The sequence below is a fragment of the Acidiphilium acidophilum genome (genome assembly GCF_033842475.1).
GTDB lineage: Bacteria > Pseudomonadota > Alphaproteobacteria > Acetobacterales > Acetobacteraceae > Acidiphilium > Acidiphilium acidophilum.
Genome location: NZ_JAWXYB010000018.1, coordinates 853,039 through 877,305, shown reverse-complemented (window position 1 = coordinate 877,305; position 24,267 = coordinate 853,039). Strand labels below are relative to the sequence as shown.

At 65.2% G+C, this 24,267-nt stretch carries 27 protein-coding genes and 2 tRNA genes; 10 read left to right on the top strand and 19 right to left on the bottom strand.

Going from position 1 to position 24,267, the window contains the following annotated elements; genetic code table 11:
• Window positions 1–156 precede the first annotated feature (156 nt).
• Window positions 157–621, bottom strand: coding sequence for a hypothetical protein (locus SIL87_RS06805; protein WP_319613430.1), 465 nt, complete (start codon window positions 619–621; stop codon window positions 157–159).
• A gap of 70 nt (window positions 622–691) precedes the next feature.
• On the opposite strand from SIL87_RS06805, the gene SIL87_RS06800 reads away from it, so the two are divergent.
• Window positions 692–1,177 (top strand): hypothetical protein, encoded by a 486-nt coding sequence (locus SIL87_RS06800; RefSeq protein ID WP_319613429.1) that lies wholly within the window; start codon window positions 692–694, stop codon window positions 1,175–1,177.
• 606 nt (window positions 1,178–1,783) lie between these two features.
• On the opposite strand, the gene SIL87_RS06795 is transcribed toward SIL87_RS06800, so the two are convergent.
• The 6 genes from SIL87_RS06795 to SIL87_RS06770 form a co-directional block, all read right to left on the bottom strand.
• Window positions 1,784–2,305, bottom strand: a complete 522-nt coding sequence (locus tag SIL87_RS06795) for a hypothetical protein (RefSeq protein ID WP_319613428.1) — start codon at window positions 2,303–2,305, stop codon at window positions 1,784–1,786.
• Between the two features lie 322 nt (window positions 2,306–2,627).
• Window positions 2,628–3,317 carry a DJ-1/PfpI family protein gene (locus SIL87_RS06790; protein ID WP_319613427.1) on the bottom strand — a complete coding sequence of 230 codons (690 nt, stop codon included), beginning with the start codon at window positions 3,315–3,317 and terminating at the stop codon, window positions 2,628–2,630.
• Window positions 3,318–3,328: 11 nt separating this feature from the next.
• Window positions 3,329–3,625 (bottom strand): PAAR domain-containing protein, encoded by a 297-nt coding sequence (locus SIL87_RS06785; protein WP_319613426.1) that lies wholly within the window; start codon window positions 3,623–3,625, stop codon window positions 3,329–3,331.
• A gap of 93 nt (window positions 3,626–3,718) precedes the next feature.
• The gene (locus SIL87_RS06780) at window positions 3,719–4,063 is read right to left on the bottom strand and encodes a helix-turn-helix domain-containing protein (protein WP_319613425.1); all 345 of its coding nucleotides are present in this window, start codon (window positions 4,061–4,063) and stop codon (window positions 3,719–3,721) included.
• Window positions 4,045–4,314: a BrnT family toxin gene (locus tag SIL87_RS06775; protein WP_319613424.1), complete on the bottom strand. Its 270-nt coding sequence runs from the start codon at window positions 4,312–4,314 to the stop codon at window positions 4,045–4,047. Before SIL87_RS06775 ends, SIL87_RS06780 begins: the two co-directional genes overlap by 19 nt.
• Before the next feature lie 105 nt (window positions 4,315–4,419).
• Window positions 4,420–5,997, bottom strand: a complete 1,578-nt coding sequence (locus SIL87_RS06770) for a peptide chain release factor 3 (RefSeq protein ID WP_319613423.1) — start codon at window positions 5,995–5,997, stop codon at window positions 4,420–4,422.
• 69 nt (window positions 5,998–6,066) lie between these two features.
• Between SIL87_RS06770 and SIL87_RS06765 the strand changes: the two genes are divergently transcribed.
• The 6 genes from SIL87_RS06765 (at window position 6,067) to SIL87_RS06740 (ending at window position 8,915) form a co-directional block, all read left to right on the top strand.
• Window positions 6,067–7,149: an arginase family protein gene (locus SIL87_RS06765; protein WP_319613422.1), complete on the top strand. Its 1,083-nt coding sequence runs from the start codon at window positions 6,067–6,069 to the stop codon at window positions 7,147–7,149.
• A 38-nt stretch (window positions 7,150–7,187) separates the two neighbouring features.
• On the top strand, window positions 7,188–7,661 hold the full coding sequence (locus SIL87_RS06760) for a DUF192 domain-containing protein (protein ID WP_405055258.1): 474 nt from the start codon (window positions 7,188–7,190) through the stop codon (window positions 7,659–7,661).
• A gap of 44 nt (window positions 7,662–7,705) precedes the next feature.
• Window positions 7,706–7,779: transfer RNA gene (locus SIL87_RS06755), tRNA-Pro, on the top strand.
• 19 nt (window positions 7,780–7,798) lie between these two features.
• Window positions 7,799–8,110, top strand: a complete 312-nt coding sequence (locus tag SIL87_RS06750) for an ETC complex I subunit (RefSeq protein WP_319613420.1) — start codon at window positions 7,799–7,801, stop codon at window positions 8,108–8,110.
• A 34-nt stretch (window positions 8,111–8,144) separates the two neighbouring features.
• Window positions 8,145–8,221, top strand: a tRNA-Arg gene (locus tag SIL87_RS06745).
• A gap of 163 nt (window positions 8,222–8,384) precedes the next feature.
• Window positions 8,385–8,915 carry a DUF4142 domain-containing protein gene (locus SIL87_RS06740; protein ID WP_319613419.1) on the top strand — a complete coding sequence of 177 codons (531 nt, stop codon included), beginning with the start codon at window positions 8,385–8,387 and terminating at the stop codon, window positions 8,913–8,915.
• 89 nt (window positions 8,916–9,004) lie between these two features.
• On the opposite strand, the gene SIL87_RS06735 is transcribed toward SIL87_RS06740, so the two are convergent.
• From SIL87_RS06735 to SIL87_RS06715, 5 genes are all read right to left on the bottom strand, one after another.
• Window positions 9,005–9,970, bottom strand: a complete 966-nt coding sequence (locus SIL87_RS06735) for a transporter (protein ID WP_319613418.1) — start codon at window positions 9,968–9,970, stop codon at window positions 9,005–9,007.
• A 173-nt stretch (window positions 9,971–10,143) separates the two neighbouring features.
• Window positions 10,144–11,616, bottom strand: coding sequence for an ATP-binding cassette domain-containing protein (locus SIL87_RS06730; protein WP_319613417.1), 1,473 nt, complete (start codon window positions 11,614–11,616; stop codon window positions 10,144–10,146).
• Window positions 11,613–12,533: a branched-chain amino acid ABC transporter permease gene (locus SIL87_RS06725; protein ID WP_319613416.1), complete on the bottom strand. Its 921-nt coding sequence runs from the start codon at window positions 12,531–12,533 to the stop codon at window positions 11,613–11,615. Before SIL87_RS06725 ends, SIL87_RS06730 begins: the two co-directional genes overlap by 4 nt.
• Complete coding sequence (locus SIL87_RS06720; RefSeq protein ID WP_319613415.1) at window positions 12,534–13,409, bottom strand: branched-chain amino acid ABC transporter permease; 876 nt, start codon at window positions 13,407–13,409, stop codon at window positions 12,534–12,536. It abuts the gene before it with no gap.
• A gap of 69 nt (window positions 13,410–13,478) precedes the next feature.
• Window positions 13,479–14,717, bottom strand: coding sequence for an ABC transporter substrate-binding protein (locus SIL87_RS06715; protein ID WP_319613414.1), 1,239 nt, complete (start codon window positions 14,715–14,717; stop codon window positions 13,479–13,481).
• 267 nt (window positions 14,718–14,984) lie between these two features.
• On the opposite strand from SIL87_RS06715, the gene SIL87_RS06710 reads away from it, so the two are divergent.
• The 3 genes from SIL87_RS06710 to SIL87_RS06700 are packed head-to-tail and all read left to right on the top strand — an operon-like array spanning window position 14,985 to window position 17,679.
• Window positions 14,985–16,406 carry a type II and III secretion system protein family protein gene (locus SIL87_RS06710; protein WP_319613413.1) on the top strand — a complete coding sequence of 474 codons (1,422 nt, stop codon included), beginning with the start codon at window positions 14,985–14,987 and terminating at the stop codon, window positions 16,404–16,406.
• 35 nt (window positions 16,407–16,441) lie between these two features.
• Window positions 16,442–16,828: a hypothetical protein gene (locus SIL87_RS06705; protein ID WP_319613412.1), complete on the top strand. Its 387-nt coding sequence runs from the start codon at window positions 16,442–16,444 to the stop codon at window positions 16,826–16,828.
• Window positions 16,828–17,679: a tetratricopeptide repeat protein gene (locus tag SIL87_RS06700; protein ID WP_319613411.1), complete on the top strand. Its 852-nt coding sequence runs from the start codon at window positions 16,828–16,830 to the stop codon at window positions 17,677–17,679. The genes SIL87_RS06705 and SIL87_RS06700 overlap by 1 nt, the downstream gene beginning before the upstream one ends.
• A gap of 105 nt (window positions 17,680–17,784) precedes the next feature.
• On the opposite strand, the gene SIL87_RS06695 is transcribed toward SIL87_RS06700, so the two are convergent.
• From SIL87_RS06695 to SIL87_RS06665, 7 genes are read right to left on the bottom strand one after another with little or no spacing between them, the layout of a single operon-like run.
• Window positions 17,785–18,744 carry a 2-hydroxyacid dehydrogenase gene (locus tag SIL87_RS06695; protein WP_319613410.1) on the bottom strand — a complete coding sequence of 320 codons (960 nt, stop codon included), beginning with the start codon at window positions 18,742–18,744 and terminating at the stop codon, window positions 17,785–17,787.
• The gene (locus tag SIL87_RS06690) at window positions 18,741–20,393 is read right to left on the bottom strand and encodes a molybdopterin-binding/glycosyltransferase family 2 protein (RefSeq protein ID WP_319613409.1); all 1,653 of its coding nucleotides are present in this window, start codon (window positions 20,391–20,393) and stop codon (window positions 18,741–18,743) included. Before SIL87_RS06690 ends, SIL87_RS06695 begins: the two co-directional genes overlap by 4 nt.
• A complete protein-coding gene (locus SIL87_RS06685) occupies window positions 20,390–21,112 on the bottom strand; it encodes an XdhC family protein (RefSeq protein WP_319613408.1) in 723 nt (240 codons plus the stop codon). The genes SIL87_RS06690 and SIL87_RS06685 overlap by 4 nt, the downstream gene beginning before the upstream one ends.
• Window positions 21,109–21,444, bottom strand: coding sequence for an XdhC family protein (locus tag SIL87_RS06680; protein WP_319613407.1), 336 nt, complete (start codon window positions 21,442–21,444; stop codon window positions 21,109–21,111). Before SIL87_RS06680 ends, SIL87_RS06685 begins: the two co-directional genes overlap by 4 nt.
• Window positions 21,441–22,655: a vWA domain-containing protein gene (locus SIL87_RS06675; protein ID WP_319613406.1), complete on the bottom strand. Its 1,215-nt coding sequence runs from the start codon at window positions 22,653–22,655 to the stop codon at window positions 21,441–21,443. Before SIL87_RS06675 ends, SIL87_RS06680 begins: the two co-directional genes overlap by 4 nt.
• Entirely contained in the window at window positions 22,652–23,554 is a 903-nt protein-coding gene (locus tag SIL87_RS06670; protein WP_319613405.1) for an AAA family ATPase, read from the bottom strand. The genes SIL87_RS06675 and SIL87_RS06670 overlap by 4 nt, the downstream gene beginning before the upstream one ends.
• On the bottom strand, window positions 23,551–24,183 hold the full coding sequence (locus tag SIL87_RS06665; RefSeq protein WP_319613404.1) for an SRPBCC family protein: 633 nt from the start codon (window positions 24,181–24,183) through the stop codon (window positions 23,551–23,553). The genes SIL87_RS06670 and SIL87_RS06665 overlap by 4 nt, the downstream gene beginning before the upstream one ends.
• Window positions 24,184–24,267: the final 84 nt, after the last annotated feature.

Genomic DNA, 24,267 nt, shown 5'->3' with positions numbered 1-24,267 from the left:
TTTGATTTAGCTGTACGTTCACTTGATCCCTCACTTTGAATATTTTCGAAGGTTTAGTCTAAAAATTAAATGCTACTTGTCGAAGATCATCAGTTACCCTTTTCAAAGTCCCCGCTGGCAACATTCCACATACCCATATCAGCATAGTCGGCGCTCCTAATGTTTAAGGGGGGCACCGTAAGTGAATTGTCCGCAGTTAAAACTGGAAACATCGGAGTTTTTGGAATGCCAAACCGGTTTAGCTGTTCCACTAAACGCAACAAATGTTAAAGTTTTATCTTTTATGATTTTTATTTCTCCTGGGTTTATTGCTAAGTAAGTTAATTTTGATCGGCATATCAAACCATTTGATTGTCCGTGCGGAACATGCGCTTCTATTACTTTGTATAATCTACCATCATGATACCTACCAGCGTACTGGACATAAAAACGTCCAGCTGCGGAAAAGTCGATCGTATTTTTCTTGATTGAGAGTTTATTCCCTATGTATTGTCTTGCAAAGTTGGCTAAAGGTTGCCAGTCCGTCACTTGAGGTGGGTAAACTGGTCGACCAAGCGGTATTTTTGTGACGGGATCGGCGTGAGCAGGGCATCTGGCGCAGACTGCAATTGCCAGCATCATGCTCAAGCCCTTAACTGTTTTCGATACCATAAGAACTCTTCGGTTTCAGTGATTTCAATTACGTGCGGGTTTGAGCAATATCCTGTGGAACAAGATCATCGCCCCTATAGAGATTGAACCAGTGACCCAGCAACAGAATTCGACGGCACGACGTGGTTCGCCCGAATGGCGGTCCCTGAGACGTGATAAAGCGACGTTCATCGCGACGGTGGCGGTGTATCTTGAGTCGTTGTCCGTTGTTATCGCCCTATTGGCGCTGGCTGATCACAATACGGTATTTCCGCAAGGAACGCTGATTTTTTGGGTTTTCGCGACGCCGCTGACCGGCTGGGCGATATGGATGGGGTCTTATGGCGCGGCAGCGGTGATGGTGTTTCGGGTGCTGATGGTGGTTGATCCGTTCGTTTCCGCAATTGCCTTGGTAATAGCTGTGCGAACACGGGCGCCAGGAACTGATCTGTTCGGTGTGGCGTTCGGAGCGACGATCGTAATGGGGATTGTGGCCCGGGCGGCTTATCGGCGGAGTGTTTTGAGGCGGGTTGGGGCGATGCGATAGAGTATTACGTTCTTCATACCGCATGGAGAACCCTGACGGTCACGACATTCAAGCCGTATGTCATTCACCAGGCGGCCTGTCTTTGCCTTGAGGACGGAAGACTATGAAACATGCAGGCCCGGCGGCGCTCGATGACTTGCGAGAGGTGATCACCGCGATCCAGTCGCGAGGCCTGAAGGAGCCTAGCCCGGGTGTATTCTATAGGGGCGGAAAGGCGTTCCTTCATTTCCATGAGGACCGGGCCGGATTATTCGCGGATATCCGGCTCGGCTCGGAATGGGAGAGATTTCGCGTGTCGACCCCTGACGAGAGATTGGCATTTCTGGAGCTTCTAGACCGGGCTTAGAGGCGTGGGGTCTGAGATGGCGCGCCGGGGGTCGGGTGCGCGACGTTGCGGCGGGACCGGATTGCTTTGCGAGGTCTCGCGAGGATGTAGCCAAGGCAGAGGCCCGATTTATCAGAGTTTTTTGGTTCTTTTTTGCAAAAAAGAACGGCTTGTCTTGGGCCTTTCAGGCTTTTGAGGCCGGTTCAGCCGTTATCTGGTTGATGATTGCTTCGCGTTCCGCGCGGCTGGCTGCGCTGCGGGTGCGGGCGGTTTGGGGGGCTTCAGGAGGGGCGCTTTCGGGGGTTCCGGCGATTCTTCAACGGAGCGCCGTAACTGAATTCCCCACAATCGTCATATGACGTAGGCGAATCTCGGTTTTTCCATCGCGGTATTTTTTGTCCGTAAAATGCAATAAATGTCAGCGTCGGTTCATCGATAATTTTGATTTTCCCCGACATTATGGCGAGATATGAGACTCTTGATTGACAAGTTAGGTTATCTGATTTTCCATGAGGAACAATCGAGCTGACAATACGGAACAGCTTCCCGGTTCCGTATGAACTAACGAATGTTACTTTGAATGTGCCTGCGACCGAGAAAATTATTGCGTCGTTGCTTATGGTCAGATTGTTTCCGGGGTACTGGCGGGCAAAATCCGTCACGGCCACCCAATTTTTTACCTGCGCGGGAAGGATTTCGGCGTTACCCAGCTTTGCACCGGAGGTATTTGCCCGTGCGGAACATCCGACACAAATTGCCAGCACCATAAGTATGCCAGCCTGCCTAGTCCGTCGCCAATCCATATATGCTCTCCCTTATTGAGTTTTGACGCCGAGCGTCGTCCGGTCAAGTCGCACTCCGTAAACGGCCGGTCGCCTCTCCAAAGAATCCAGGCGCCGTATATCCGGTCATGTCAGTAGGGCGGGGGCTAACGATATGCCAATGGTCGTTCGCAAGGATTTTGGCGCGGGAAGAGGGAACCGCTCGTCGGCGCGGCGATCCGGGCTTTGGAGCGGGACTGGATTGCTCCGCGACAGCTCGCAATGACGGGACCGAGGTACGAAACTGATTTATCAGAGTTTTTTGGTTCTTTTTTGCAAAAAAGAACGGCTTGTCTTGGACCTTTCAGGCTTTTGAGGCCGGTTCAGCCGTTATTTGCTTGATGATTGCTTCGCGTTCTGCGCGGCTGGCTGCGCTGCGGGTGCGGGCGGTTTGGAGGGTTTCGGGTGGGGCGGTTTCGGGGGTTCCGGCCATGAAGGGTGGGGCGGGGGCGTATTCGAGGGTTAGTTGGATGGATTCGGCGGTTTGCTGGTCGGTGAGTTCGGCGGCGAGGGTCAGGGCGAAGTCGATGCCGGCGGTGACGCCGCCGCCGGTGATGAGGTTGCCGTCGCGGACGACGCGGGCGTGGGTGGGGATGGCGCCGAAGGCGGGGAGGAATTCCATGGCGGACCAGTGGGTGGTGGCGCGTTTGCCGGTGAGCAGGCCGGCGGCGCCGAGGAGGAGGGCGCCGGTGCAGACCGAGGTGATGTAGCGGGCGGTTTTGGCCTGGGTTCGCACGAAATCGAGGATGGTCTGGTCGGTCAGGAGGGCGTTGATTCCGATGCCGCCGGGGATGCAGATGATGTCGAGAGGCGGGCACTCGGCGAGTGTTGTGGTGGGGGTGAGGATGAGGCCGGTGGCGGAGGTTATGGGGGTGAGGGTTTTCCAGATCAGGTGGAGTTGGGTGTCCGGCAGGCTGGCGAAGACTTCGTAGGGGCCGGTGAGGTCGAGTTGCTGGACTCGGGGGAAGGTGAGGAGGCCGATGGTCGTGGTCATGGGGCGGGGTGTCAGGAGCCGATGAGGACGGTGGGCAGGCCGCCGACGATGACGCCGCCGTGGGCGGTGGGGTCGCCCATGCGGGCGGCCATCATGCCGTTGATCAGGACGGTGGGGGAGCCGAGCAGGATGGTGTCGGGTGGGCCGACGCAGGTGACGGGGTCGCCCATGCGGGCGGCGGGGAGGCCACCGATGAGGACGTTGGGGGAGCCTGCGATGATCGGGCCGCCGACATGGGGGATGATGCCGGTGACATCGGGGCAGGTGTGCATGTCGGTTGCGCGTGCTGCGGGTTTTTCGCCGGCCATGGGGGATGTTAGGGGCGTTCGGGGCCGGTTTTGCAAGAGTTTTTTGGTTCTTTTTTGAAAAAAAGAACCGCTTGCTTTCTGTGCGTCACGCGATCAGCCGATTGGCTCCAGCGCGCGGAAGGCCAGAGCGGGGTCGTGGGCGACGATGCGCAAGAGGGAGATTGTGGCGGGGTCCATCGCGACGCGGTGCTGTTCCCAGTTGCGCAGGGTGGCGACGGGGATGTGCAGGCGGGCGGCGAAGGCTTCCTGGGAGAGACCGAGCCGATGGCGGATGAATTGGGGCGAGATCGGGGGTTCGGGGATGCCAGCATCGGGGTCGTGCCCGTCTTCGATGGTGTGGGCGCGGATATCGGCTTCGGTGGTGGCGTCGAGTTTGGCGCGGTTGCGTTGTGACGGGGTTGCGGTGATTTCATCGAGGGTCATGCGTTTGAGAGCCATGTTGCGATTTCCTTGCGGCTTGCCCGGCGCACCGAGATGATTCGGATGGTGTCGCCCCGGTAGGTGAAGGCGACGTGGAGGATATCCTGGGCGGTCCGGCCGACCGCGCGGAACCGGGGTTCGCCGTAGTCACGCCGTGTGTCCGGCCAGACGATGATGGGTCCGGCGAAGATCCGGGCACCGTCGTCGAAGCCGAGGCCGCGGTTGTGGAGGGTCTGGGCGTGTTTTGCTTCGTCCCATTCGAACTCCATTGCGGATAGACTACGCTAACAGCGTAGAAAAGGCAAGGATCGTTCGAGGGCGTTTTTTGGTTCTTTTTTGCAAAAAAGAACCGCTTGCTTTCTGTTTACTGCACTTCAGGCCACGGAGGTTTCGTGGGTTGCGGAGAAATGGATTTCGGGGGCGCGTTCCTGGGCGTAGCGGAGGGACCAGGGGTCGCGGGCGAGGAAGACGGGGCTGTCGTCGCGGTCGAGGCCCATGGTGGATTGGTTGGCGTCGATGAAGTCTTTCAGGCGTTTGGGGTCGGGGCAGGTGATCCAGCGGGCGGTGGTGTAGGGGGAGGCTTCGAAGCGGATCGGGATTTTGTATTCGGTGTCGATGCGGGCGGCGAGGACGTCGAGCTGGAGGGCGCCGACGACGCCGACGATCCAGTCCGCGCCGAGCATGGGGCGGAAGATCTGGGCGACACCTTCCTCGGCGAGGTCTTCGAGGGCGCGGCGGAGCTGTTTCGCGCGCATGGGATCGGCGAGGATGATGCGGCGGAGGATTTCGGGGGCGAAGCTGGGGATGCCGGTGAAGCGGAGGGGTTCGCCTTCGGTGAGCGTGTCGCCGACGCGCAGGCTGCCGTGGTTGGGGATGCCGATGATGTCGCCGGGCCAGGCTTCCTCGGCGAGGGAGCGGTCGCGCGCGAAGAAGAAGATCGGGGCCTGGATCGCCATGGATTTGCCGGCGCGGACGTGGAAGAGTTTCATGCCGCGCTGGAAACGCCCCGAGCAGATGCGGGTGAAGGCGATGCGATCGCGGTGGTTGGGGTCCATGTTGGCCTGGACCTTGAAGACGAAGCCGGTGACGGCGGGGTCGGTTGCGGCGACCGGGTGGGGTTCGGCGCGCTGGGTGGTGGGGGGTGGGGCGAATTGGGCGAGCATGGCGAGGAGTTCGACCACGCCGTAGTCTTTCAGGGCGCTGCCGAACAGGACGGGGGTGAGGTGGCCGGCGCGGAAGGCGGCTTCGTCGAAGGCGGGGTAGGCGCCGGTGAGTTCGATGGCGTCCCTGACTTCGGCCATCTGTTCGGGCGGGACGGTGACGGGGGCGAAGACCTCGCCTTCGGGGGAGACGCGGCCGATCGGGTGGTTGTGGGCGATGTCCCAGCAGCCGCGAAACAGGCCGCCCATGCCGATCGGCCAGACCATCGGGCAGACGTCGAGCGCGAGGGTGCTTGCGATCTCGTCGAGCAAGGTGAAGGGGTCCTGGCCTTCGCGGTCGATTTTATTGATGAAGGTGATGATCGGGATGTCGCGCAGGCGGCAGACTTCGAAGAGTTTGAGGGTCTGGGCCTCGATGCCGCGGGCAGCGTCGATCACCATGACGGCGGCATCGACTGCGGTGAGGGTGCGGTAGGTGTCTTCGGAGAAATCCTGATGGCCCGGCGTGTCGAGCAGGTTGAAGACGACATCGTGCCAGGTGAAGGTCATGACCGAGGAGGTGACCGAGATGCCGCGCTGGCGTTCGATCGCCATCCAGTCCGAGCGGGTGTTGCGGCGTTCGCGGCGGGCCTTGACCATGCCGGCCTCGTGGATGGCACCGCCGAACAGGAGGAGTTTTTCGGTCAGGGTGGTTTTGCCGGCATCGGGGTGGGAGATGATCGCGAAGGTGCGGCGCGGCAGGGTTTGCGCGGGCGGGGCGGCGGTGACGGGTTCGGTGGGGGTTATGGTCATGTCGTCCATCATCGCCAAGTCATAGCAATCAATGGTTTCGGTGTGTAGGGTTCGGGGATGGATGGGACGGTGTTCATTGGCTCGGAGGTGTATCGCGCGCGGGTGAGCATGCCGCCGCATCCGCTTGCGGTGGTGCGATCGCCTTATGCGGAGGATCTGGCGCGGGCGATGGGGTGGCTCGGGGATGCGCAGTATCGCGCGGCGCCGGAGGCCAGTGCGGCGGAGATCGGGCGGTATCACGATGCGGATTACATCGAGGCGCTGATGTCGACGCGGATTGCGAGCGGGTTTCTGCCGGAGACCGAGGCGCAGGCGCGGTACCGGATCGGGCTGGATGGCAATCCGATGCATCCGAGCATCTGGCGGCGGTCGGCGGTGTCGGCGGGGGGTGCGCTGCTGGCGGCGGAACTGACCCGGGCGCGCGGGGTGGTGCATGTGCCGGGGTCGGGCAATCATCATGCGATGCGGGCGCGGGCGAGCGGGTTCTGCTATGTCAACGATCCGGCGCTGGGGTTGTTCGCGTGGCTGGATCAGGGGTTGGAGCGGCTGGTTTATGTCGATCTGGATGCGCATCATGGCGATGGGGTCGAGGCGGCGTTCGTGGATGATCCAAGGGTGTTGACGATCAGCGTGCATGAGGCGGGGCGGTGGCCGCATACCGGGGTGGTGTCCGATCCGGGGCGGGGGGTGTTGAATTTTCCGGTGCCGGCGGGGCTGAACGATGTCGAGATGGATTTTCTGATGCAGGAGGCGATTTTGCCGGCGGTGGCGGCGCATCGGCCCCAGGGGATTTTGGTGGTGCCGGGGTCGGACGCGCTGGCGGATGATCCGATGTCGAAGCTGCGGCTGAGCAATTTCGGGCTGTGGCGGGCGGTGGGGGCGTTGCGGGGGCTGGCACCGCGTTTCGTGGTGCAGGGCGGGGGCGGGTATAATCCGTTCGGGCTGGCGCGGGCGTGGGCGGGGATCTGGGCGCTGCTCAACGGGATTGCGGTGCCGGAGGTGTTACCGCAGGCGGCCTTGGACGTTCTGGCGCAGATCCGCTATTTCCGGGTGGACGGGCGCGCGACGCCGGCACGGTGGCTGAGCAGTATCGCGGATCGGCCGCGGATCGGGTCGGTGCGGGCGGAGGTGCGCGCGTTGGCGGCTTCATGAGATGGGATGGATTTATGACCAAGTGGACGGCGCGGTGGATGTGCGGGGCCGGGGTGGCAGCGGTGATCGGCGTGGCCTCGGCGGGGGTGGCATCGGCGGCGATCACCGGGCCGCAGAAAGGGCTTGCGACCGAGACGCTGACGATTGTCAACCAGCATGGCAAGCGATTCACGTTCAAGGTGGAGCAGGCGCTGACGCCGGAGCAGCAGGAGATCGGGCTGATGTTCCGCAAGGTGGTGCCGGCGGATACCGGGATGATCTTTCCGTGGAACCCGCCGCAGGTTTCCGAGATGTGGATGAAGAATACGCTGGTGCCGCTCGATATGGTGTTCATCGGGCCGCATGGGACGATCCGGCATATCGCCAATGACACCGTGCCGGAGAGTTTGCGAGTGATTTCGAGCCGGGTGCCGGTGGCGGCGACGCTGGAGTTGCAGGGCGGGATTACCGCCAAGGACGATATCGACGTGGGGGACAAGGTGATCGCATCGCAATTCGGCGATGAGAAGTGAGTTGCTTGCGCTGAGGCGGCGCAAGGCATAGGAAGCGGATCGGTCGGGGCGTGGCGCAGCCTGGTAGCGCGCTTGTTTTGGGTACAAGAGGCCCCCGGTTCGAGTCCGGGCGCCCCGATGTTTTCGAGGGGATTGCGATGAACCGCGCGCGTATTTTTCAGCCGGCGAAGACCGCGATGCAGTCGGGCCGGGCCAAGACGCATCGCTGGGTGCTGGAATTCGAGCCGGCGATGGCCAAGGTGATCGATCCGCTGATGGGGTGGACCGGATCGGGCGACATGATGGCGACCGAGGTGCGGTTGTCGTTCGACACGCGCGACGAGGCGGTGGCTTATGCCGAGCGGTGCGGGATTGCTTACGATATCGAGATTCCGACCGAGCATCGGCGCCGGCCCAAGGCGTATGCGGATAATTTCAAGTTCGATCGCCGGGCGAACTGGACCCATTGACGGGGCGGCGTGTGCCGGTAATCAGTCGGCCAGCGGCCCCGTAGCTCAACTGGATAGAGCACCCGCCTTCTAAGCGGGATGTTGCGTGTTCGAGCCACGCCGGGGTCGCCATATTTGTCACACTGTCGATACAGTAACGATGGTGCGGCGATATTACGGCTTCACTTATCGGTGGCGATTTGCGACTATGCCGGGAGAGGCTGAGCCGATGGCGTGACGGCCGGCTGGGGGTTTGCGCAAGACCTGCAAGGATCACGCCATAGGGAGATCTTTCATGAAATTATCCGCACGTTACGGCGTGGTTGTGGCCCTGCTGGCATTGGCCGGGTGCTCGACCACGGCACAGGGGCCGGAATCGAGCACGCTGGCCCCGCAGGATCTGCATTTCATCACGACTGCGTATCAACTGGTTCATTTCGATCTGGATGCCTGCGCTTTCGTGCAGAAGAGTGCGCTGACGCCGCAGACGATGCCGGTGGTCGACAAGATCTGTGCCGATGCGAAGGAATATGCGCCGAAGATCCGCGCGCAGGCGGCAGCCACCAACGTGACCTTGCCGAATACGTTGCCGACCGATCTGAAGGCGAAGCTGGTGACGCTGACCTATCATCCGGAGCCCAACCTCGCGGTTGCGTTCATCCGCGATGAAATTTCGAGCCATGAGAGCGCGCTGGCGGTGTTTCAGGACGAGCAGCAGAACGGGGTGAATCCGACCTTCAAGCAGGTGGCGGCGCAGACGACGCCGCTGATCGAACAGAATCTGACGATGCTGCGGGCGGCGCTGCCTGCGGGAACCGGGGAGTAGGCTGGACCCGGCGACCGCATGACGGTCGCCGGGTTCGCTTTTGTCGCGAGACGATCGGGGCCGCCGCTGCTGCGACGGCCCTCGTTGTTTCAGAAGACCTTGGCGATCTGGGCGAGGAAGATCACGTTGTTTTTCAGGCCACCGCGAACCCGGACATCGGTGGTGAGCGAGGCCTGCACCGCGACGGTGGGGGCGATGAAGGTGCCGGCGTTGACGCCGATCGTGGTCGCGTCGATCCGGTTGCCGGTGTCGAAATTGCCGATGGGAGAGGTCAGGTAGGATTTGCCGCCCCAGGTCTGTTCGAAGCTCAGGCCGATATAGCCGGCGGTCGACGGATGGACGTAGTAGGGCAGATAGACGATCAACTGGCCGGAGGGCTGGGTGTGCTCATGCGAGGTGAACGGGCCGACGGCCGGACCATCGTTGTTGACGCCGTAGATGTATCCATCGAGCCAGACTTCGAAATCGAGGCGGTGGCCCTTCGGCGGGCCGAACAGCCGGTGGCCGAAGCCGATTTCGAGGTTGTTGACCATCTGGTTGTTGCTGGCGTTGAGCGAGGCCGAGCTTTCATAGGCGCCGACCGCCGGACTGAGGAAATAGGTGATGTTGAAATAGGCGTCCTGCGTCGGGTCGCTATAGGGATAGATGAAGGCGGAGAGCTGGGGTTCGGCGAAACCGCTGTTGCTCGGCAGGTCGGTGCCGCCGAGTTTGGTGTTGCCGATGAAATTGGTGTCGGGCGCGATGACCTGCACGCCCCACTGCATTCCGGCGATCTGGCCGAAGGTGTGGACGTAGCGCAAAATCGGCGTGTCGGTGACGATGCTGGTGTCGCCCACCTTGGTGCCGTTGGCGGTGTAGAAGCTGCTGCCCGAGGTGACTTCGTTATAGAGGATCGCGATGTTGACGTTGGGCGGAGGGGTGATCAGGTCGTAGGGCAGCGGGCCGCCGGCGAGGGCCGGGGCGGTTGCGGCGGCCAGGGCGATGACGGACCCGATCGCGGCACCGGCGATGACGCTCGGGGTGCGGCCGATGGGCTGGCGTTCGACGGATTTCATGAGATGATCCCTCCCGGTTCGGAATTATTTCGGTCTTGTTTAAGGTGAGTGTGCGGCGAATAGTGAGGCTTATCAATATCGAGACGAACGATCCGGCGGTGGTCGGGCGGTTTTTGCCGGGGAGTGACGTTTGCGCAACATCGGCTCAATGCGGCGCAAGGGATTGATTTTCATCAGAGATATCCCTCCCCGGCTTCGGCGGCGAAGCGGGCGGGCGGACCTTCCCAGACCAGGCGCGCGTGTTCGATGACGTAGACGCGATCCGCGTGCGGCAGGGCGAAGGTGACGTTCTGTTCGCCGAGGAGAATCGTGATGTCCGTGGTTTCGCGCAATCTGGCCAATGCCTCCGAGAGTTGGCCGAGAATGACCGGAGCCAATCCTAGCGTGGGTTCGTCAAGAATGAGTAAACGCGGCTTGAGCATCAGCGCGCGGGCGATGGCGAGCATTTGCTGTTCGCCGCCCGAGAGGGTGCGGGATTCCTGGTGGATGCGGGATTTCAGGATCGGGAACAGGGTGTAGAGCCAGTCGAGGCGGGAGGCGGTTTCGGTCGCCTCGAAGCGCTGGGCGGCGAGCAGGAGATTGTCGAGAACGCTCATGGCGCCGAACAGCTCGCGGGTTTCGGGGCATTGGACGATGCCCGCGCGGGCGATGGCGCCGGGGGTGGCGCGGCGGCGGGGCGCGCCGTTCCAGCGGATGGTGCCGGTGGCGGGGATGAGGCCGGATATCGCGTTGAACAGCGAGGTTTTCCCCGCGCCGTTGAGACCCACGATCGAGACGAATTCGCCGGGGGCGATGGTGAGGGAGACGCGGTCGAGCGCCTGGGCCTTGCCGTAGGTCACGCTGAGGTTTTCAACTTCGAGGAGCGGTGGTCCGGCGGGGGACGGGGTTGCGGCGCGGGGATGGGCGGTGAGCGCGCCGCCGAGATAGACCCGGCGGACGGTTTCGTCGCGCATGACCTGCGCGGGCGTGCCTTCGGCGATTTTCTCGCCGAGATAGAGGGCGGCGGCGCGATCGGCCAGAGAGACCAGGCTCTTGACGTTGTGATCGACCAGGACGACCGCCCTGCCCTGTTCGCGGAATCGGCTGATCAGGGCGGCGAAGCCGCTGACCTCGCCCCGGGTGAGGCCGGCGAAGGGTTCGTCGATCAGGACCAGTCCGGGGTCGCGGGCGATGGCCTTGGCGAGTTCGAGGCGGCGGAGATCGGCGAAGGGCAGCGTCGCGGGCAGGCGTTGCAGCACGGCACCGAGGCCGCATTCCTCCGCGATGGCCGTGGCGCGCGCGCGGGCGCCGTGGGGTGGGCGCAGGCGGGTGATACTGTCCGGCAGGAGGCCGAGCAGGATGTTTTCGAGCACGGTTTGCAGGCGCAGCGGGCGGGAATGCTGGAAGACGATGCCGACGCCCGCACGGGCGATCTCGTAGACCGGTTTGCCTTCGATGGACGTGCCGTCGAGCAGGATGCTGCCGGAGGTGGGTTTCACCACACCCATGATCATTTGCATGATCGTGGATTTGCCCGAGCCGTTCGGGCCGATCAGCCCCATGATTTCGCCGGGATAGACCGCGAGATCGAAGGATTTCACCGCGATGAGGCCGCCGAAGCGCTTGTGCAGGCGGCTCAGTTCGAGGCGGGGCGGCTGGTTGGTCATGCGCCGCGCCGCGAGGGGAGCAGGCCGAGCAGCCCGTCGGGCTGGAGCACGATGACGATCAACGCGATGAGGGCGACCACGAAATCGGAGAGCTGGCCGATCGGGCGGAGCAGTTCGCCCGCGACGATGAGGAAGATCGCGCCGATCGCGCCGCCGACGATGGTGCGGCGGCCACCGAGGACGACGGCGATGATGACGCGCACGCCGATTGCGATATCGACCACGGCGCTGACCGAGGCGGTGCCGAGGTAGAACACGAGGAAGGCGCCCGCGAGGCCGGAGAACAGGGCGGAGATGGCGAAGGCCATGATTTTGTGGCGGGTGGGGTTGAAGCCCAGCGCCTCGGCGGCGATGCGGTCCTGCCCGGCGGCCTGGAGGATCATGCCGAGCGAGGAGCGGGCGATCAGGCTGAGGATGACGCCGCTGACCGCCATGAAGGCGAGGGCGTATTCGTAGTTGGGGCCACTGTCGATCGAGAGGACATCGGGCACCGAGAGGCCGATTTCGCCGCCGGTGACGCCGGCGAAAATGACGATGGCCTGTTGCAGGAGCAGGACCGCGACCAGGGTGATCAGGCCGAGATAGGGACCGCTGAGGCGGAGGGCCGGGATGGCGAGGGCGACCCCGCCGGCGACCGCGGCGAGCGCGCCGATGACGATGGCGAGGGGCACCGGGGCGTGGAGCAGGGCATTCGCCATGCCGGCACCGTAGGCGCCGAGGCCGATCAGGAAGGTCGGGCCGAAATTGACCTCGCCGGCATAGCCGAACAGCAGATCCCACGACATGGCGAAGACCGCGAAATAGAAGGCGGTGGTGAGGACGCCGAGGATGTAGCCGTTGGCCCCGAGCGGGAGCAGAGCGAGGAGGGCGAGCAGGGCGGCGAAACCGGCGGCCCTGGGACGGGAGATGCCGCGCATTCAGCGCCGACCCAGCAGCCCTTGCGGGCGGATGTAGAGCACGAGGATCAGCAGGATCAGGGCGGGGATGTCGCGCAGGGAGGGCGAGATCAGATAGGCGGTGAGGGTTTCGATGTAGCCGATCAGGTAGGCCGCGATCAGGGTTCCCGAAACCGAGCCGAGGCCGCCGAGGATGACGATGGTGAAGGCGCTGCCGGTGAGGCCGGGGATGTAGTCGGCGCCGGTGCCGAGGAAACTGCCGAGCAGGACCCCGGCTATGCCGGCGAGCACGCCGTAGATCAGCCAGACCACGAGATAGATGGTGCCGAGTTCGAAGCCGAGCAGAGTGAGGGCGCGCGGGTTGATCGAGGCGGCGAGGAGCTGGCGGCCACGCCTGGTGCGGTTCACGAACAGCCAGAGGCCGAGCATCACCGCCCAGGCGATGACGGCGGTGAGGATTTCGTTGCTCGGGGTGCGGACGCCGGCAATGTCGATCGTGCCGGGGAGCAGGGGCAGGACGGTGACCGGGCTGTTGGTGAAGAGGTAGGACAGGGCTTCCTCGATCATGACGCCCCAGAGCAGGGTGGCGGTGAGGACGAACAGTTCGCGTTCGCGCGGGGGGATGGCGCGGGAGCGGTTGATCGGGCGGACCACGGCGAGATAGGTCAGCAGGGCGGTGAGGATGCCGGCGGCGATGCCGGCGGCGGCCCCTTCGAACGCGCCGAAGCCGAGAGACGTGCCGACATACCAGGCGATCATGGCGGCGACGACGAGGATGCCGCCATGGGCGAGGTTGAGCACGCCGGAGACCCCGAAGATGAGGGTGAAACCGAGCGCGCCCAGGGCGTAGAGCGTGCTGATCGCGAAGCCGTCGATCAGGATTTGCAGTGCCAGCACGCTACCCCCCTGCCCCGGTTTTTGGCTGATGCCACGCCTGCGGTTTCACGCGCGTTGCGGCGGCGGACGTCAGGATTTGCCGGGCAGTTTTACGAAGGGCGGGAAGACCGGTTTGGCGTTGGCGAGGTTGAGCGGCCAGATGCATTTCTGTTGGCCGTTCTGCCACTGGATGGCGACGCCGGTGACATATTTCGGGCCGTATTTCAGGGCGTGGGTGAATTTGCTGTCCGGGCCGTTGAAGGCGATGCGGCCCTGGGTGCCGACCATGTCGGTTTTGTCGAGCGCATCGACGATGGCGAGGGGTTTGGTGGATTTGGCGCGTTCGATCGCGTCCTTCAGGGCGTAGATGGCATCATAGGTGGAGTAGGCCGAGTAGGCCGGGGAGATGCCGAATTTTTTCTGGTAGGCGTCGGTGAAGGGCAGGGTTTTCGGGGTGATCGCGACGCCGGGGGCGGAGGTGTTGCCGGTGATCACACCATCGGTCGCGCCGTTGGTCGCTTTCCAGAAGACCGAGGAGCCGGATTGGGCGTTGATGCCGGCGAGCGCGATGGGGACTTTCTGCTCGGCCCATTGCACGGTGGGCTGGACGCCGACATGGGCCCAGCCCGCGATGATGACGTTGGGGTGGAGGCTTTCGATTTTCTGGAAGATCGGGGTGAAATCGGAGGTGTTCGGGGCGAAGCGGATATTGTCGAGCACTTTCAGGCCGATTTTGGGCAGGCATTGGTCGTATCCGGCGTCGAGCGGTTTGGTCCAGGCGGCGTCTTCGCTCATGACGACGGCGGTGGTCATGTGGAGCTGGTCGACCAGCGTGTCCTTCGAGGCATCGCACACCGCCTGGGCGAGGTCGGCGGCGGGGAGGTAGGCGTGGAAGATGTATTGCCGGGCCTTGTAGTCGGCGTGGACGTATTCGGAGAGTTCGTTGGCGGCGGCACCGGTGATCATGTAGGGCTCGTGCAGGCGGGCGGCCCAGGGTTCGAGGGCGAGGGCGACTTCGCTGACGAAGGTGCCGACCACGGCGACGGCGTGATCCTGCTTGACCATGCGCTGGAACGACCGGATGGCGTCGGTGGTGGAGAGGTGGTCGTCCTCGATCAGGAGCTTGATCCTGCGGCCATCGATGCCGCCTTTCGCGTTGATCTGCTCGGCGGCGAGGGTGGCACCGTTGGCGATGGCCTTGCCGGGGATGGTGCCGAGTTCGGTGGTGATGCCGATGGTGATCGGCGGCGCCGCATGGGCGGCGGCGAGCGAGAGGATGGCCGAGACGCCGCAGGCGGCCACAAGCAGACGGTTGTTTCCCTTGGACATTGCAGGCTCCCTTGATTGATTTTTATGGGGGTTGAGGTCCCTGGGACAGGATCATGCCATAGGTGGCGCAAACGGCAAGGGGGTATCGTACACAAGAAGGTGCCGGGGCTTGGGGATTTTTCGGGTTTCGCAACCGGTTGTTAAGATTTGCGCCTTATCACTGCATCGTCAGGCCGGGATGAGCCCGGTCGGGATTTGTGACGGGCAAAATGCGGTGACAATTTTGAGATGCGGTTCGGGGGTGGTTCGGCTTCGCAGGGTGGCACGATGACCCGGGCCCGGCGGTCGTCGCTGATGCTGGGGTGCGCGGTGCTGGAGTGCGCTGCGCTCGGGCTGTGGGGCTGGGTGCCGGATGCACGGGCGCAGGGGGCGACGACGCATGCGCGCGCTGTTGCGGGTTCGGCGCTGGTGGTCGAGCAGGGCAGCGGGCGGCTGGTGGGGTTGGCGGGTGCGGCGAGCAATGTGTTCGTGGCCGATCCGAATATCATCGCGGTGCGGCCGGCGAGTTCGCGCAGACTGTTCGTGTTCGGCAAGGCGGCGGGGTTCACCACGCTGACCGCGACGGATGCGGCGGGGCGGACGATTGCTTCGTATCATGTCACCGTGTCGCCCAACCGGTATCCGGCGGTGCGTATCCGGGCGGGGGCGGCGCGGATTGCGCCGGGGTCGCCGGTTTCGGTCCAGAGCGAGGCCAATGGCGTGGTGGTTCGGGGCAGTGTGCCGACCGCGGCGCAAGATTATGTGTTGATGAAGCAGGCGCAGCTTGCGGCGGGGCCTGGGCAGACGGTTCTGAACGATACCGAGATCGTGCAGCCGCAGCAGGTCGCGCTCAAGGTGCGGATTGCGCAGATGTCGCGCACGGTGACGCAGCAGCTCGGGATCAACTGGCAGAGTGCGGCGGGCGGGGTGGCGATCGGGAAATTCGCGTTCGGATTTTCGACGCTGGGCAGCCTGCTTGGCGCATCGAGCGCGGCGGCGCCGGTGAGCGGGTCGTATAATCTGAATTTTCCGCAGGCTACCGTGCCGATCGATGGGATTCTCGATGCGCTGAACACCGATAATCTGGCGCATATTCTGGCCGAGCCGACGCTGACCGCGCTTTCGGGGCAGTCCGCCAGTTTCATCGACGGGGGGTCGTTTCCGGTGCCGGTGCCGGGGCAGAACGGGCAGGTGACGGTGGAGTACCAGAATTACGGCGTGCAGCTGAAGTTCAAGCCGGTGGTACTGAGCAATGGCAGCATCATTCTGCATGTCGAGCCGACCGTGAGTTCGCCGACGACGCAGAGTGCGTTTCAGATTTCGGTGGCGGGGGAATCGATTGTGGTGCCCTCGCTGTCGACCCAGTCGGCCTCGACGACGGTGGTGATCGGGAGCGGGCAGACGCTGGCGATTGCGGGATTGCTGAGCAACAGCAGCAACCAGACCGATAATGCGGTTCCGGGGCTAGGGCAGATCCCGGTGTTCGGGGCGGCGTTCCGCAATGACAATTACAACAAGCAGGAGGAGGAACTGGTGATTCTGGTCACGCCCTACCTGGTGCATCCGGTCGACAACGAATCACGCTTCGAGACGCCGGATTCGGGGTGGAGCACGCCCAACCAGATCCAGCGGATCTTTCTGTTCCGGACCAATGGCAGCGTTGCAGCGGCGCATACGCTGCCCGGACAGGCGGGGTTCATGCTGCGATGAGCAGGATACGGGGATACAGGATGGGGCAGTACCGGATGATCCTGATTGTAGCGGGCCTCGTGGCGGCTGGGGGGTTGGCGGGGTGCACGCAGTTCGAGCCGTTCCAGCGGCAGGGGACGTGGCATGAGAACGATGCGCCGATGCAGAATATCGCAATCGAGCTTGCCGATCCGCATGATCTGTATCGGGGCCGGGGAGATGCGGCGATGACCGGGCAGATGGCGGTGACGGCGATCGATGGGTCGGTGGCGGCGCTTTCTCCCGGTGCGGGTAGTGGCGGTGGTACTGCGACGGCGGGTGCCAGTGGGGGGTCGGCGGGGGCCGGGTCGGGTGGTGCGGCTTCGTCCGGTGCTGGCGGCGTGACGGGCGGCAGCGGGGGCAGCACGGGGTCGATCGGCAGTACGGGTGGAGGGTCGATGTGATGGGCGGACAGGGTGGTGACGGCTTGGTCCGGGCGGGGCGGAGTGGCGGGGAGCGGCAGGCAGGCTGGGCGGGACAGGCTGGCAGGGCGGGGCGGCTGCTGATCGGCGCGATCGTTGGCGGGTTGCTCGCGGGGTGTGCGACGGGGACGCCGCAGAGGACGGCGGCGATTGGCGATCGGACGTTGAATGTCGCGCGATCGGCGCTGGCGGGCGGCAATCCGGAGATGGCGCTGAGTGTCACCAACGCGGTTTTGAAATCATCGCCGAACGATCCGGAGGCGCTGATCGATCGGGGGGATGCCTATTATCTGTTGAAGAATTGCGGGCGGGCGAGCGCGGATTATCAGCACGCGTTGCGATCGGCGCCGCATGCGGCGATGGCCGAATTGGGGCTGGGGCGGTGCGCGATGACGCGGAATCCCCGGATTGCCGCCGCTGCGTTCGAGCGGGCGACCCGGGATGCGCCGGGTAATGCCGAGGCGTTCAATGATCTCGGGATCGCGCAGGCGAGCGAGAGCGAGTTTGGTGCGGCGGCGGCTTCGTTGCGGCAGGCGCTGGCGCTCGATCCGTCGTTGCAGGCGGCCAAGATCAATCTGGGGCTTGCGCTGGCGCTGGGAGGTGATCCGGCGGCGGGCGAGACCATGCTGGGGCCGCTGGTGCGCGGGCCCGATGCCAGCCCGATCATCCGCGCGAATTATGCCACGGCGTTGACCCTGGCGGGTCATCCGGACGCGGCGGCGAAGATCCTTCTGGTCGATATGCCGGCGAACGAGGCGGATGCGATGGTAAGCCAGTTGGCGACATTCGGACACGGCGGGCATCGCGCGGCGGCTGCGGCGGGCCATGGTTGACGCGCGCCGGGGAAGCGGGCGATGCGCGGGGGTGATTTGTGCGCGCGGATGAGCGCCGGGCCGGGAGGCGGTGTTTTGGTGCGGAGTGAACGCGCCGTAACGGGTTCAGGCGACGCGGTTGGGTGGGTCCTGGCCGGCGAGGATGGCTTCGATGCCGTCGAGGGCGAGCATGCCCATGGCGGTGCGGGTTTCTTCGGTGGCGCTGCCGAGGTGGGGGAGCAGGACGACCTGTTCGAGGTCGAGGTAGCCGGGCGGGATTGTGGGTTCGGCGGGGAAGACGTCGAGGCCGGCGGCCCTCACCTGCCCCGATTTCAGGGCGGCAATCAGGGCGTCGTCGTCGATCGTCGAACCGCGACCGGTATTGACCACGATGACGCCGGGACGGAGTTTCGCGAGGCGTGCGGGGTTCAGCCAGTGGCGGGTCGCGGCGCCGCCGGGAAGGTGGATCGACAGGACGTCGCAGGCGGCGAGAAAATCGGCTTCGTCGGCGATGTAGGTGGCAGGGCCTTCCTGTGCGGCGGCGAGGCGGTTGCGGTTGTGGTAGATCACCCGCATCGAGAAACCCGCCGCCATGCGGGCGAGGGCCTGGCCGATCCGGCCCATGCCGAGGATGCCGAGGGTTTTGCCTTCGAGGCTGGTGCCGAGCATGTAGGTCGGGGTCCAGCCGGGCCATTGACCGGACCGGACCGCGCGTTCGCCTTCGCCGGTGCGGCGGGCGCACATGAGGATCAGGGTCATGGCGGCCTCGGCGGTGGCGAAGGACAGGACATCCGGCGTGTTGACCACGGCGAGGCCGCTGGCGCGGGCGGCGACGAGGTCGATATGGTCGGTGCCCACCGAGAAAGTGGCGAGGATTTTGACGTCGACCGGGATGCGCGCGATCAGCCCGGCTTCGATGCGGTCGGCGGGGGTGACCAGGATGGCGGCGGCATGATCGAGCGCATCGAGCAGGGATTCGGGGTCGAAACGGCCGGAAATGTCGAGAAACACCGGGTCGAAGGCGGCTTCGATCCGGGCGGCGACCGGGGCGGGCATGGTGCGGGTGACCACGAGACGGGGTTTCATAGGTGATCCTTCAGCGCCGCGAGGGCGTCCCTGGTGTCGAAATCGCGCAGTACCGCATCATCCGGCATCGCGACTTCCGCGACTGCGTCCATGTTCGCGGCCAAGATCGGCCGGGCGCCGGTGTCGCCCGAAAGGGCGGCGATCGCGGGGAAGAACTGACGGTCCCACAGGATTGGGTTGCCGCGCCGGCCACGATGGGTGGGGATGACGATGGAGCGGCCTTCATCGGGATCGTAAGCGGCGATCAGGCGGTCGATTGCGGCGGTGTCGACCAGCGGCATGTCGCCGAGGCAGATCAGGGCGGCGTCGATCTCCGCGGGGAGTGCTGCGATGCCGGCCTTGAGGCTTTCGGCCATACCCCGATCGTAGCCGGGGGCTTCGACGAAGCGGATCGGGCGGCCGTGCAGGGCGGCGCGGATGTCGTTCGCACGGTGGCCGAGCACGACGAGGGTTGCGGCGGCGCGCGAGGCGAGGGCGTGGTCGACGGTGACGGCGATCAGGGCGCGGCCATCCGGGGTGGGGACCAGGAGTTTGTTGTCGGGTGCGGCGCGGGAGGATTTGCCGGCGGCGAGGACGATCACGGCGATGCGGGGACCCGGCCCGGGATTGCCAGAGCGCGGGTCGGCGCTGGCGGAGGATTTCGGGCGGGGGATGCGCGGCGACGGGCGGGGGGCGAACTCCTTGAGCAGACCGCCGACGCCGAGGCCGGCGATGGTGGCATCGTCGATCGGGCTCGCGGCGAACACGCGGTCGAGCACGAAGTCGATGCCGTTGAGTTTCGGGCTGCGGGCGCAGCCGGGCAGGACGATGGCGGGGATGGCGCCGATGCGGCCGAAGCAGAGCAGATTGCCGGGGTCGACCGGCATGCCGAACCGCTCGATTACCCCGCCGGCGGCGACGATGGCGGCGGGGGCGATATCGGCGCGGTCGGTGACCGCCGAGGCTCCGGCGATCAGGATCAGCTCCGCGCCCTCGGAGCGCAGGCGTGTGATGGCCTCGGCGATCGGGGCAAGGGCGTGCGGGGTTTCGATCGGGTCGAGCAGGCGACCGGTACGGGCGGTGATGCGGCGGCTGGTCGCTTCGATCGTGTTGCGGATCGCGCTGTCCTTGAGGTGGGGCAGGCGCGAGACGATCAGGCCGGCGACGAGCGGGCGGAACGGCAGGATTTCGAGCAGGCGGTGGCGGTCGAGACGGCTGGTGGCGGCGGCGATCACGGCGTCCGGCACGGCGAAGGGGATGATTTTGAGGGTGGCCAGCATGTCGCCGGGTGCGACCGGGGCGGCATCGGGCAGGGTGGCGAGGGTGATGGCTTCGTCGATCAGGTTGAGGGCAGCGATTCCGGCGCGATCGACCCGGAACAGGCCGGCGGTGGTGGAGAAGATGTTGACCCTGCCGTGGACCGGGTCGGTGACGCGCAGAAACGGGCTTGCGAGGTGAGCCCCGAGTGCGGCGGCGGCTTCGGCTTCCGGGCGGTCGGTCGGGGCGAGGCGGGCGACGGTGATGGTGTCGTGACCCGCTTCGCGCAGACGGGCGATCACATCGGGATCGAGGATGGTGCCCTTGGCGATGACCCTCTCGGCGGTTTTGAGGTTATGGGCGAGCACGGCGCCGGTGAGATCGTCGTTCAGCGCCGCCGGGCCGAAGATCACGATTTCGCCAGTTTGCCGCGCCGTGCCGCCACGATCTGGCCGATGATCGACAGGGCGATTTCGGGCGCGGTGACCGCGCCGATATCGAGCCCGACCGGGGCGCAGATCCGCGCCTGGGCGGCCGTGCTGATGCCGGAGGCGGTGAGGCGTTCGAGGCGGGCGGCATGGGTTTTCCGCGAGCCGAGGGCGCCGATGTAGAACGCATCCGAGGCGAGGGCGCGGATCAGGCCGGGGTCGTCGAGCTTGGGGTCGTGGGTCAGGGTGATGATCGCGGTGGCCCTGTCGGGGTTGAGGGCGTCGAGCGCTTCGTCCGGCCAGTCGGTCCGCAGCGCGATGCCGGGGAAACGGTCGGGTGCGGCAAAGGTGCGGCGGGGGTCGATCACCACGACGTCGAACCCCATCGAGACGGCGAGCGGGGCGAGGGTCTGGGCGATGTGGACCGCACCGATGATGAAGGCGCGTGGCGACGGTGTGCGCGATTCGATGAACCAGGGTTCGTCCGCGATGGTGACCACGCCGGTCCGACCGGCGGCCAGCATGGCGGCGGCTTCGGTTGCGAGGAGCCCCAAGGGGGAATCAGGGGGGGAATCGGGCGGGGAATTTGGGGCGGCGAGATCGGGCAGGATGTAGGCCGCGCCGTCGGTCAGGCGGGTTGCGTAGGCGACCGGGCGGCGGGCGGCGGCGGCTGCGTGCAGGGCGGTCAGGTGATCGAGCCTCATGCCGGTGCGTCCGCGACGAGTTTTTCGACGAAGACCGAGATTTTCCCGCCGCAGGCGAGGCCGACTTCCCAGGCGCGTTCGTCGGTGACGCCGAAATCGAGCAGTTGCGGCAGACCGGTCGCGATGCTGCGCCCGGCGGCCTCGGCGACCGCGCCTTCGATGCAGCCGCCGGAGACCGAACCGGCCATGCGGCCCGAGGCGGTGATCGCCATGCGGCTGCCCGGGCGGCGGGGCGAACTGCCCCAGGTGCTGGTGACCGTGGCGATGGCGACCTGCTCGCCGGCCTTGTGCCAGTCGAGCGCGATCGACAGGATATCCTCGGAATCGTTCATCGCCGTTCCTCCCATAAAGTGGCCGCCTGCAAACGCGGGGGTGCCGCGGTCGACAGGGCGGTGATCAGGCCGCGCAGGCTCGCGAGGTTGTGGACCGGCCGGAACTCGTCGACATGGGGCAGCATCGCGCGTGCGCCCTGAGATTTCGGTGCGAACCCGTCATAGCGCAAGAGCGGGTTGAGCCAGATCAGCCGGCGCGAGGAGCGATGCAGCCGTGCCATGTTGCTCGCGAGACCGGCGGCACCGTCGCGGTCCAGCCCATCGGTCACCAGCAGGACGACGGCACCCTGGGCGAGGACGCGGCGGGACCAGTGGCGGTTGAACTCGGCCAATGCTTCGCCGATCCGGGTGCCGCCCGACCAGTCCGGCACGATGTTGGCGACGCGCTGGAAGGCGATTTCGGGGTCGCGCCGTTCGAGCTGGCGGGTGATGTTGGTCAGGCGGGTGCCGAACAGGAAAGTGGTGACGCGGTCGCGGTCGTTTGCGACGGCGTGGAGGAAGTGGAGCAGGATCTGGGCGTAGCGCGCCATCGAGCCGGAGATGTCGCACAGCACGACGAGCGGCGGGGGGCGGGTCAGCGGGATTTTGCGGACCATGTCGAAAATTTCGCCGGATTGGCGCAGGGAGCGGTGCAGCGTTTGCTTGAGGTCGATCCGGCTGCCGCGCGCGGCGGGACGGGTGCGGCGGGTGCGGCGTTCGTCGAGCGGCAGGCGGAGGCGGGTGATCGCGCGTTTGGCCTCGGCGATCTCGGCGGCGCTCATGGCCTCGAAATCGAGGGAGTCGAGACGTTCCTGGGCCGAGGCGGTCAGGACCGCGTCGATCTGCTGCGGTTGGTCGGGGTCGGGCGGGCGTTCGCGGGATTTGGTCGCGGCCATCGCTTCGGCGAGGCGGCGGGTGCCGGGCGGGGCGCGTTCCTCGGCGGGGGTGCGGCCTTCCATGTTGGCGAGCAGGGCCGCGAATTTCGAGGCATCCGGATTGCGCCAGAAGACCGAGAAGGCCTGATCGAACAGGTCGGTATGCTCATGGCGGCGGAGCATCACCGCGCGCAGGGCGGCGTGGACGATGCGGCGGTCAGAAATGTCGATCAGGGCGAGGGATTGCGCGGCGGCGATCACTTCGCCGGGGCCGACCGGCAGGCCGGCGCGGCGGAGCAGGCGGGCGAAATGCATGATGTTGGCCGCGAGGACGCCCGACGTTGCCGGGGCGGTCATGCGGCGCGCACGGCTTCCTCGGTCAGCCGTGCCGCCATCTCGCCGCGCACCTTGGCGATGTCGTCCTGATATTTCAGCAGGGCACCCAGCGTGTCGTCGACCACGGCGGGGGCGAGTTCGGTTTCATCGAGGGCGGCGAGGGCGGAGGCCCAGTCGATGGTTTCGGCGACGCCGGGGAGTTTGAAGATGTCGGTGGTGCGGATGCGCTGGACGAAGGCGACGATCTGGGCGGAGAGCCGGGCCGGGACGCCGGGGGCGCGGGCGGCGAGGATGGCGCGTTCGCGGGCGGCGTCGGGGTAGTCGACCCATTGGTAGAGGCAGCGGCGGCGGATCGCGTCGTGGACTTCGCGGGTGCGGTTCGAGGTGATGATCACGACCGGTTTGGTGGTGGCGGCGATGGTGCCGAATTCGGGGATGGTGAGCTGGAAGTCGCCGAGGAGTTCGAGCAGGAAGGCTTCGAAGGGTTCGTCGGCGCGGTCAAGCTCGTCGATCAGCAGGACGGCGGGGGGCAGGTCGGGGTCGATCGCGGCGAGAAGGGGGCGGCGGAGCAGGAAGTCGCGGGCGTAGATGTCGCGCCGCAGCGCCGAGCGGTCGGTCCCGGCGCTTTCGGCGAGGCGGATTTCCATCAATTGGCGGGTGTGATCCCATTCATAGGCTGCCGATGAGAGGTCGAGCCCCTCGTAGCATTGCAGGCGGACCAGCCTGCGGCCGAGTTGTTCGGCGAGAACCTTGGCGATTTCGGTCTTGCCGGTGCCGGGCTCGCCTTCGAGGAAGAGCGGACGTTCCATCACGAGGGCGAGATGGACGCTGGTGGCCAGACCGCGATCCGCGATGTAATGGCCCCTGGCGAGCAGGTCGGCGGTTTCGGCGACCGAACCCGGCAGGGGACGGGCGATCATCCGATGAACTTGGCAATCACGATGGCGACCACCACGATCGAGATGATCAGGGGGATCCAGATCCCGATCGGCAGGCCGGCGACGACGGGGTTGCTGGGGTCGCTGGCGTGGGCCGGGGGATGGTCGTGTCCGTGGTCGTTCATCGTTTCCTCGTGTTGTGGTTGCGGGGTGGTCGGGGCAGGCGTGGCAGCGGGCGCCACCAGTTCGGAGAACCGGGTGAAAAAAGTTTCGGCGTAGGATTTGGCGACGGAATCGATCAGGCGCGCGCCGAGTTGCGCCATTTTTCCGCCGATCTGGGCGTTGACCTGGTAGTGCAGCGCGGTGCCGCCCGGCGCATCGGTGAGTTGCACGCGGGCGCCGCCTTTGGCAAACCCCGCGACACCGCCCTGCCCTTCGCCTGAGATGACGTAGGAATTCGGCGCGTCGATCTCGCTCAGGTTGACCTTGCCGTTGAAGCGCGAGGAGATGGGGCCGATCTTGGCGGCGACCACCGCGGTCATTTCAGTATCGGAGAGTTTGTCGATGGATTCGCAGCCGGGGATGCAGGATTTCAGGACCGCCGGGTCGTTCAGGGCTGCCCACACCGTCGCGCGCGGTGCTGCGATCAGCCGTTCACCAGACATATCCATCAGCGTAAGGTTCCTTCGTTCATCGGTCAGGCTCGCGGTATCTTTAGTTTGAGCCCGCGCAGTGCGCAAATCGTGAAGCGAGGC

What these genes read in the sequence shown, in the direction of transcription:
- SIL87_RS06805 (WP_319613430.1), bottom strand. Translation starts at nt 621, where the DNA reads ATGATGCTGGCAATTGCAGTCTGCGCCAGATGCCCTGCTCACGCCGAT.
- SIL87_RS06795 (WP_319613428.1), bottom strand. Translation starts at nt 2,305, where the DNA reads ATGGATTGGCGACGGACTAGGCAGGCTGGCATACTTATGGTGCTGGCA.
- SIL87_RS06790 (WP_319613427.1), bottom strand. Translation starts at nt 3,317, where the DNA reads ATGACCACGACCATCGGCCTCCTCACCTTCCCCCGAGTCCAGCAACTC.
- SIL87_RS06785 (WP_319613426.1), bottom strand. Translation starts at nt 3,625, where the DNA reads ATGGCCGGCGAAAAACCCGCAGCACGCGCAACCGACATGCACACCTGC.
- SIL87_RS06780 (WP_319613425.1), bottom strand. Translation starts at nt 4,063, where the DNA reads ATGGCTCTCAAACGCATGACCCTCGATGAAATCACCGCAACCCCGTCA.
- SIL87_RS06775 (WP_319613424.1), bottom strand. Translation starts at nt 4,314, where the DNA reads ATGGAGTTCGAATGGGACGAAGCAAAACACGCCCAGACCCTCCACAAC.
- SIL87_RS06770 (WP_319613423.1), bottom strand. Translation starts at nt 5,997, where the DNA reads ATGACCATAACCCCCACCGAACCCGTCACCGCCGCCCCGCCCGCGCAA.
- SIL87_RS06760 (WP_405055258.1), top strand. Translation starts at nt 7,188, where the DNA reads ATGTGCGGGGCCGGGGTGGCAGCGGTGATCGGCGTGGCCTCGGCGGGG.
- SIL87_RS06750 (WP_319613420.1), top strand. Translation starts at nt 7,799, where the DNA reads ATGAACCGCGCGCGTATTTTTCAGCCGGCGAAGACCGCGATGCAGTCG.
- SIL87_RS06740 (WP_319613419.1), top strand. Translation starts at nt 8,385, where the DNA reads ATGAAATTATCCGCACGTTACGGCGTGGTTGTGGCCCTGCTGGCATTG.
- SIL87_RS06735 (WP_319613418.1), bottom strand. Translation starts at nt 9,970, where the DNA reads ATGAAATCCGTCGAACGCCAGCCCATCGGCCGCACCCCGAGCGTCATC.
- SIL87_RS06730 (WP_319613417.1), bottom strand. Translation starts at nt 11,616, where the DNA reads ATGACCAACCAGCCGCCCCGCCTCGAACTGAGCCGCCTGCACAAGCGC.
- SIL87_RS06725 (WP_319613416.1), bottom strand. Translation starts at nt 12,533, where the DNA reads ATGCGCGGCATCTCCCGTCCCAGGGCCGCCGGTTTCGCCGCCCTGCTC.
- SIL87_RS06715 (WP_319613414.1), bottom strand. Translation starts at nt 14,717, where the DNA reads ATGTCCAAGGGAAACAACCGTCTGCTTGTGGCCGCCTGCGGCGTCTCG.
- SIL87_RS06710 (WP_319613413.1), top strand. Translation starts at nt 14,985, where the DNA reads ATGACCCGGGCCCGGCGGTCGTCGCTGATGCTGGGGTGCGCGGTGCTG.
- SIL87_RS06705 (WP_319613412.1), top strand. Translation starts at nt 16,442, where the DNA reads ATGATCCTGATTGTAGCGGGCCTCGTGGCGGCTGGGGGGTTGGCGGGG.
- SIL87_RS06700 (WP_319613411.1), top strand. Translation starts at nt 16,828, where the DNA reads ATGGGCGGACAGGGTGGTGACGGCTTGGTCCGGGCGGGGCGGAGTGGC.
- SIL87_RS06695 (WP_319613410.1), bottom strand. Translation starts at nt 18,744, where the DNA reads ATGAAACCCCGTCTCGTGGTCACCCGCACCATGCCCGCCCCGGTCGCC.
- SIL87_RS06685 (WP_319613408.1), bottom strand. Translation starts at nt 21,112, where the DNA reads ATGAGGCTCGATCACCTGACCGCCCTGCACGCAGCCGCCGCCGCCCGC.
- SIL87_RS06680 (WP_319613407.1), bottom strand. Translation starts at nt 21,444, where the DNA reads ATGAACGATTCCGAGGATATCCTGTCGATCGCGCTCGACTGGCACAAG.
- SIL87_RS06675 (WP_319613406.1), bottom strand. Translation starts at nt 22,655, where the DNA reads ATGACCGCCCCGGCAACGTCGGGCGTCCTCGCGGCCAACATCATGCAT.
- SIL87_RS06670 (WP_319613405.1), bottom strand. Translation starts at nt 23,554, where the DNA reads ATGATCGCCCGTCCCCTGCCGGGTTCGGTCGCCGAAACCGCCGACCTG.
- SIL87_RS06665 (WP_319613404.1), bottom strand. Translation starts at nt 24,183, where the DNA reads ATGGATATGTCTGGTGAACGGCTGATCGCAGCACCGCGCGCGACGGTG.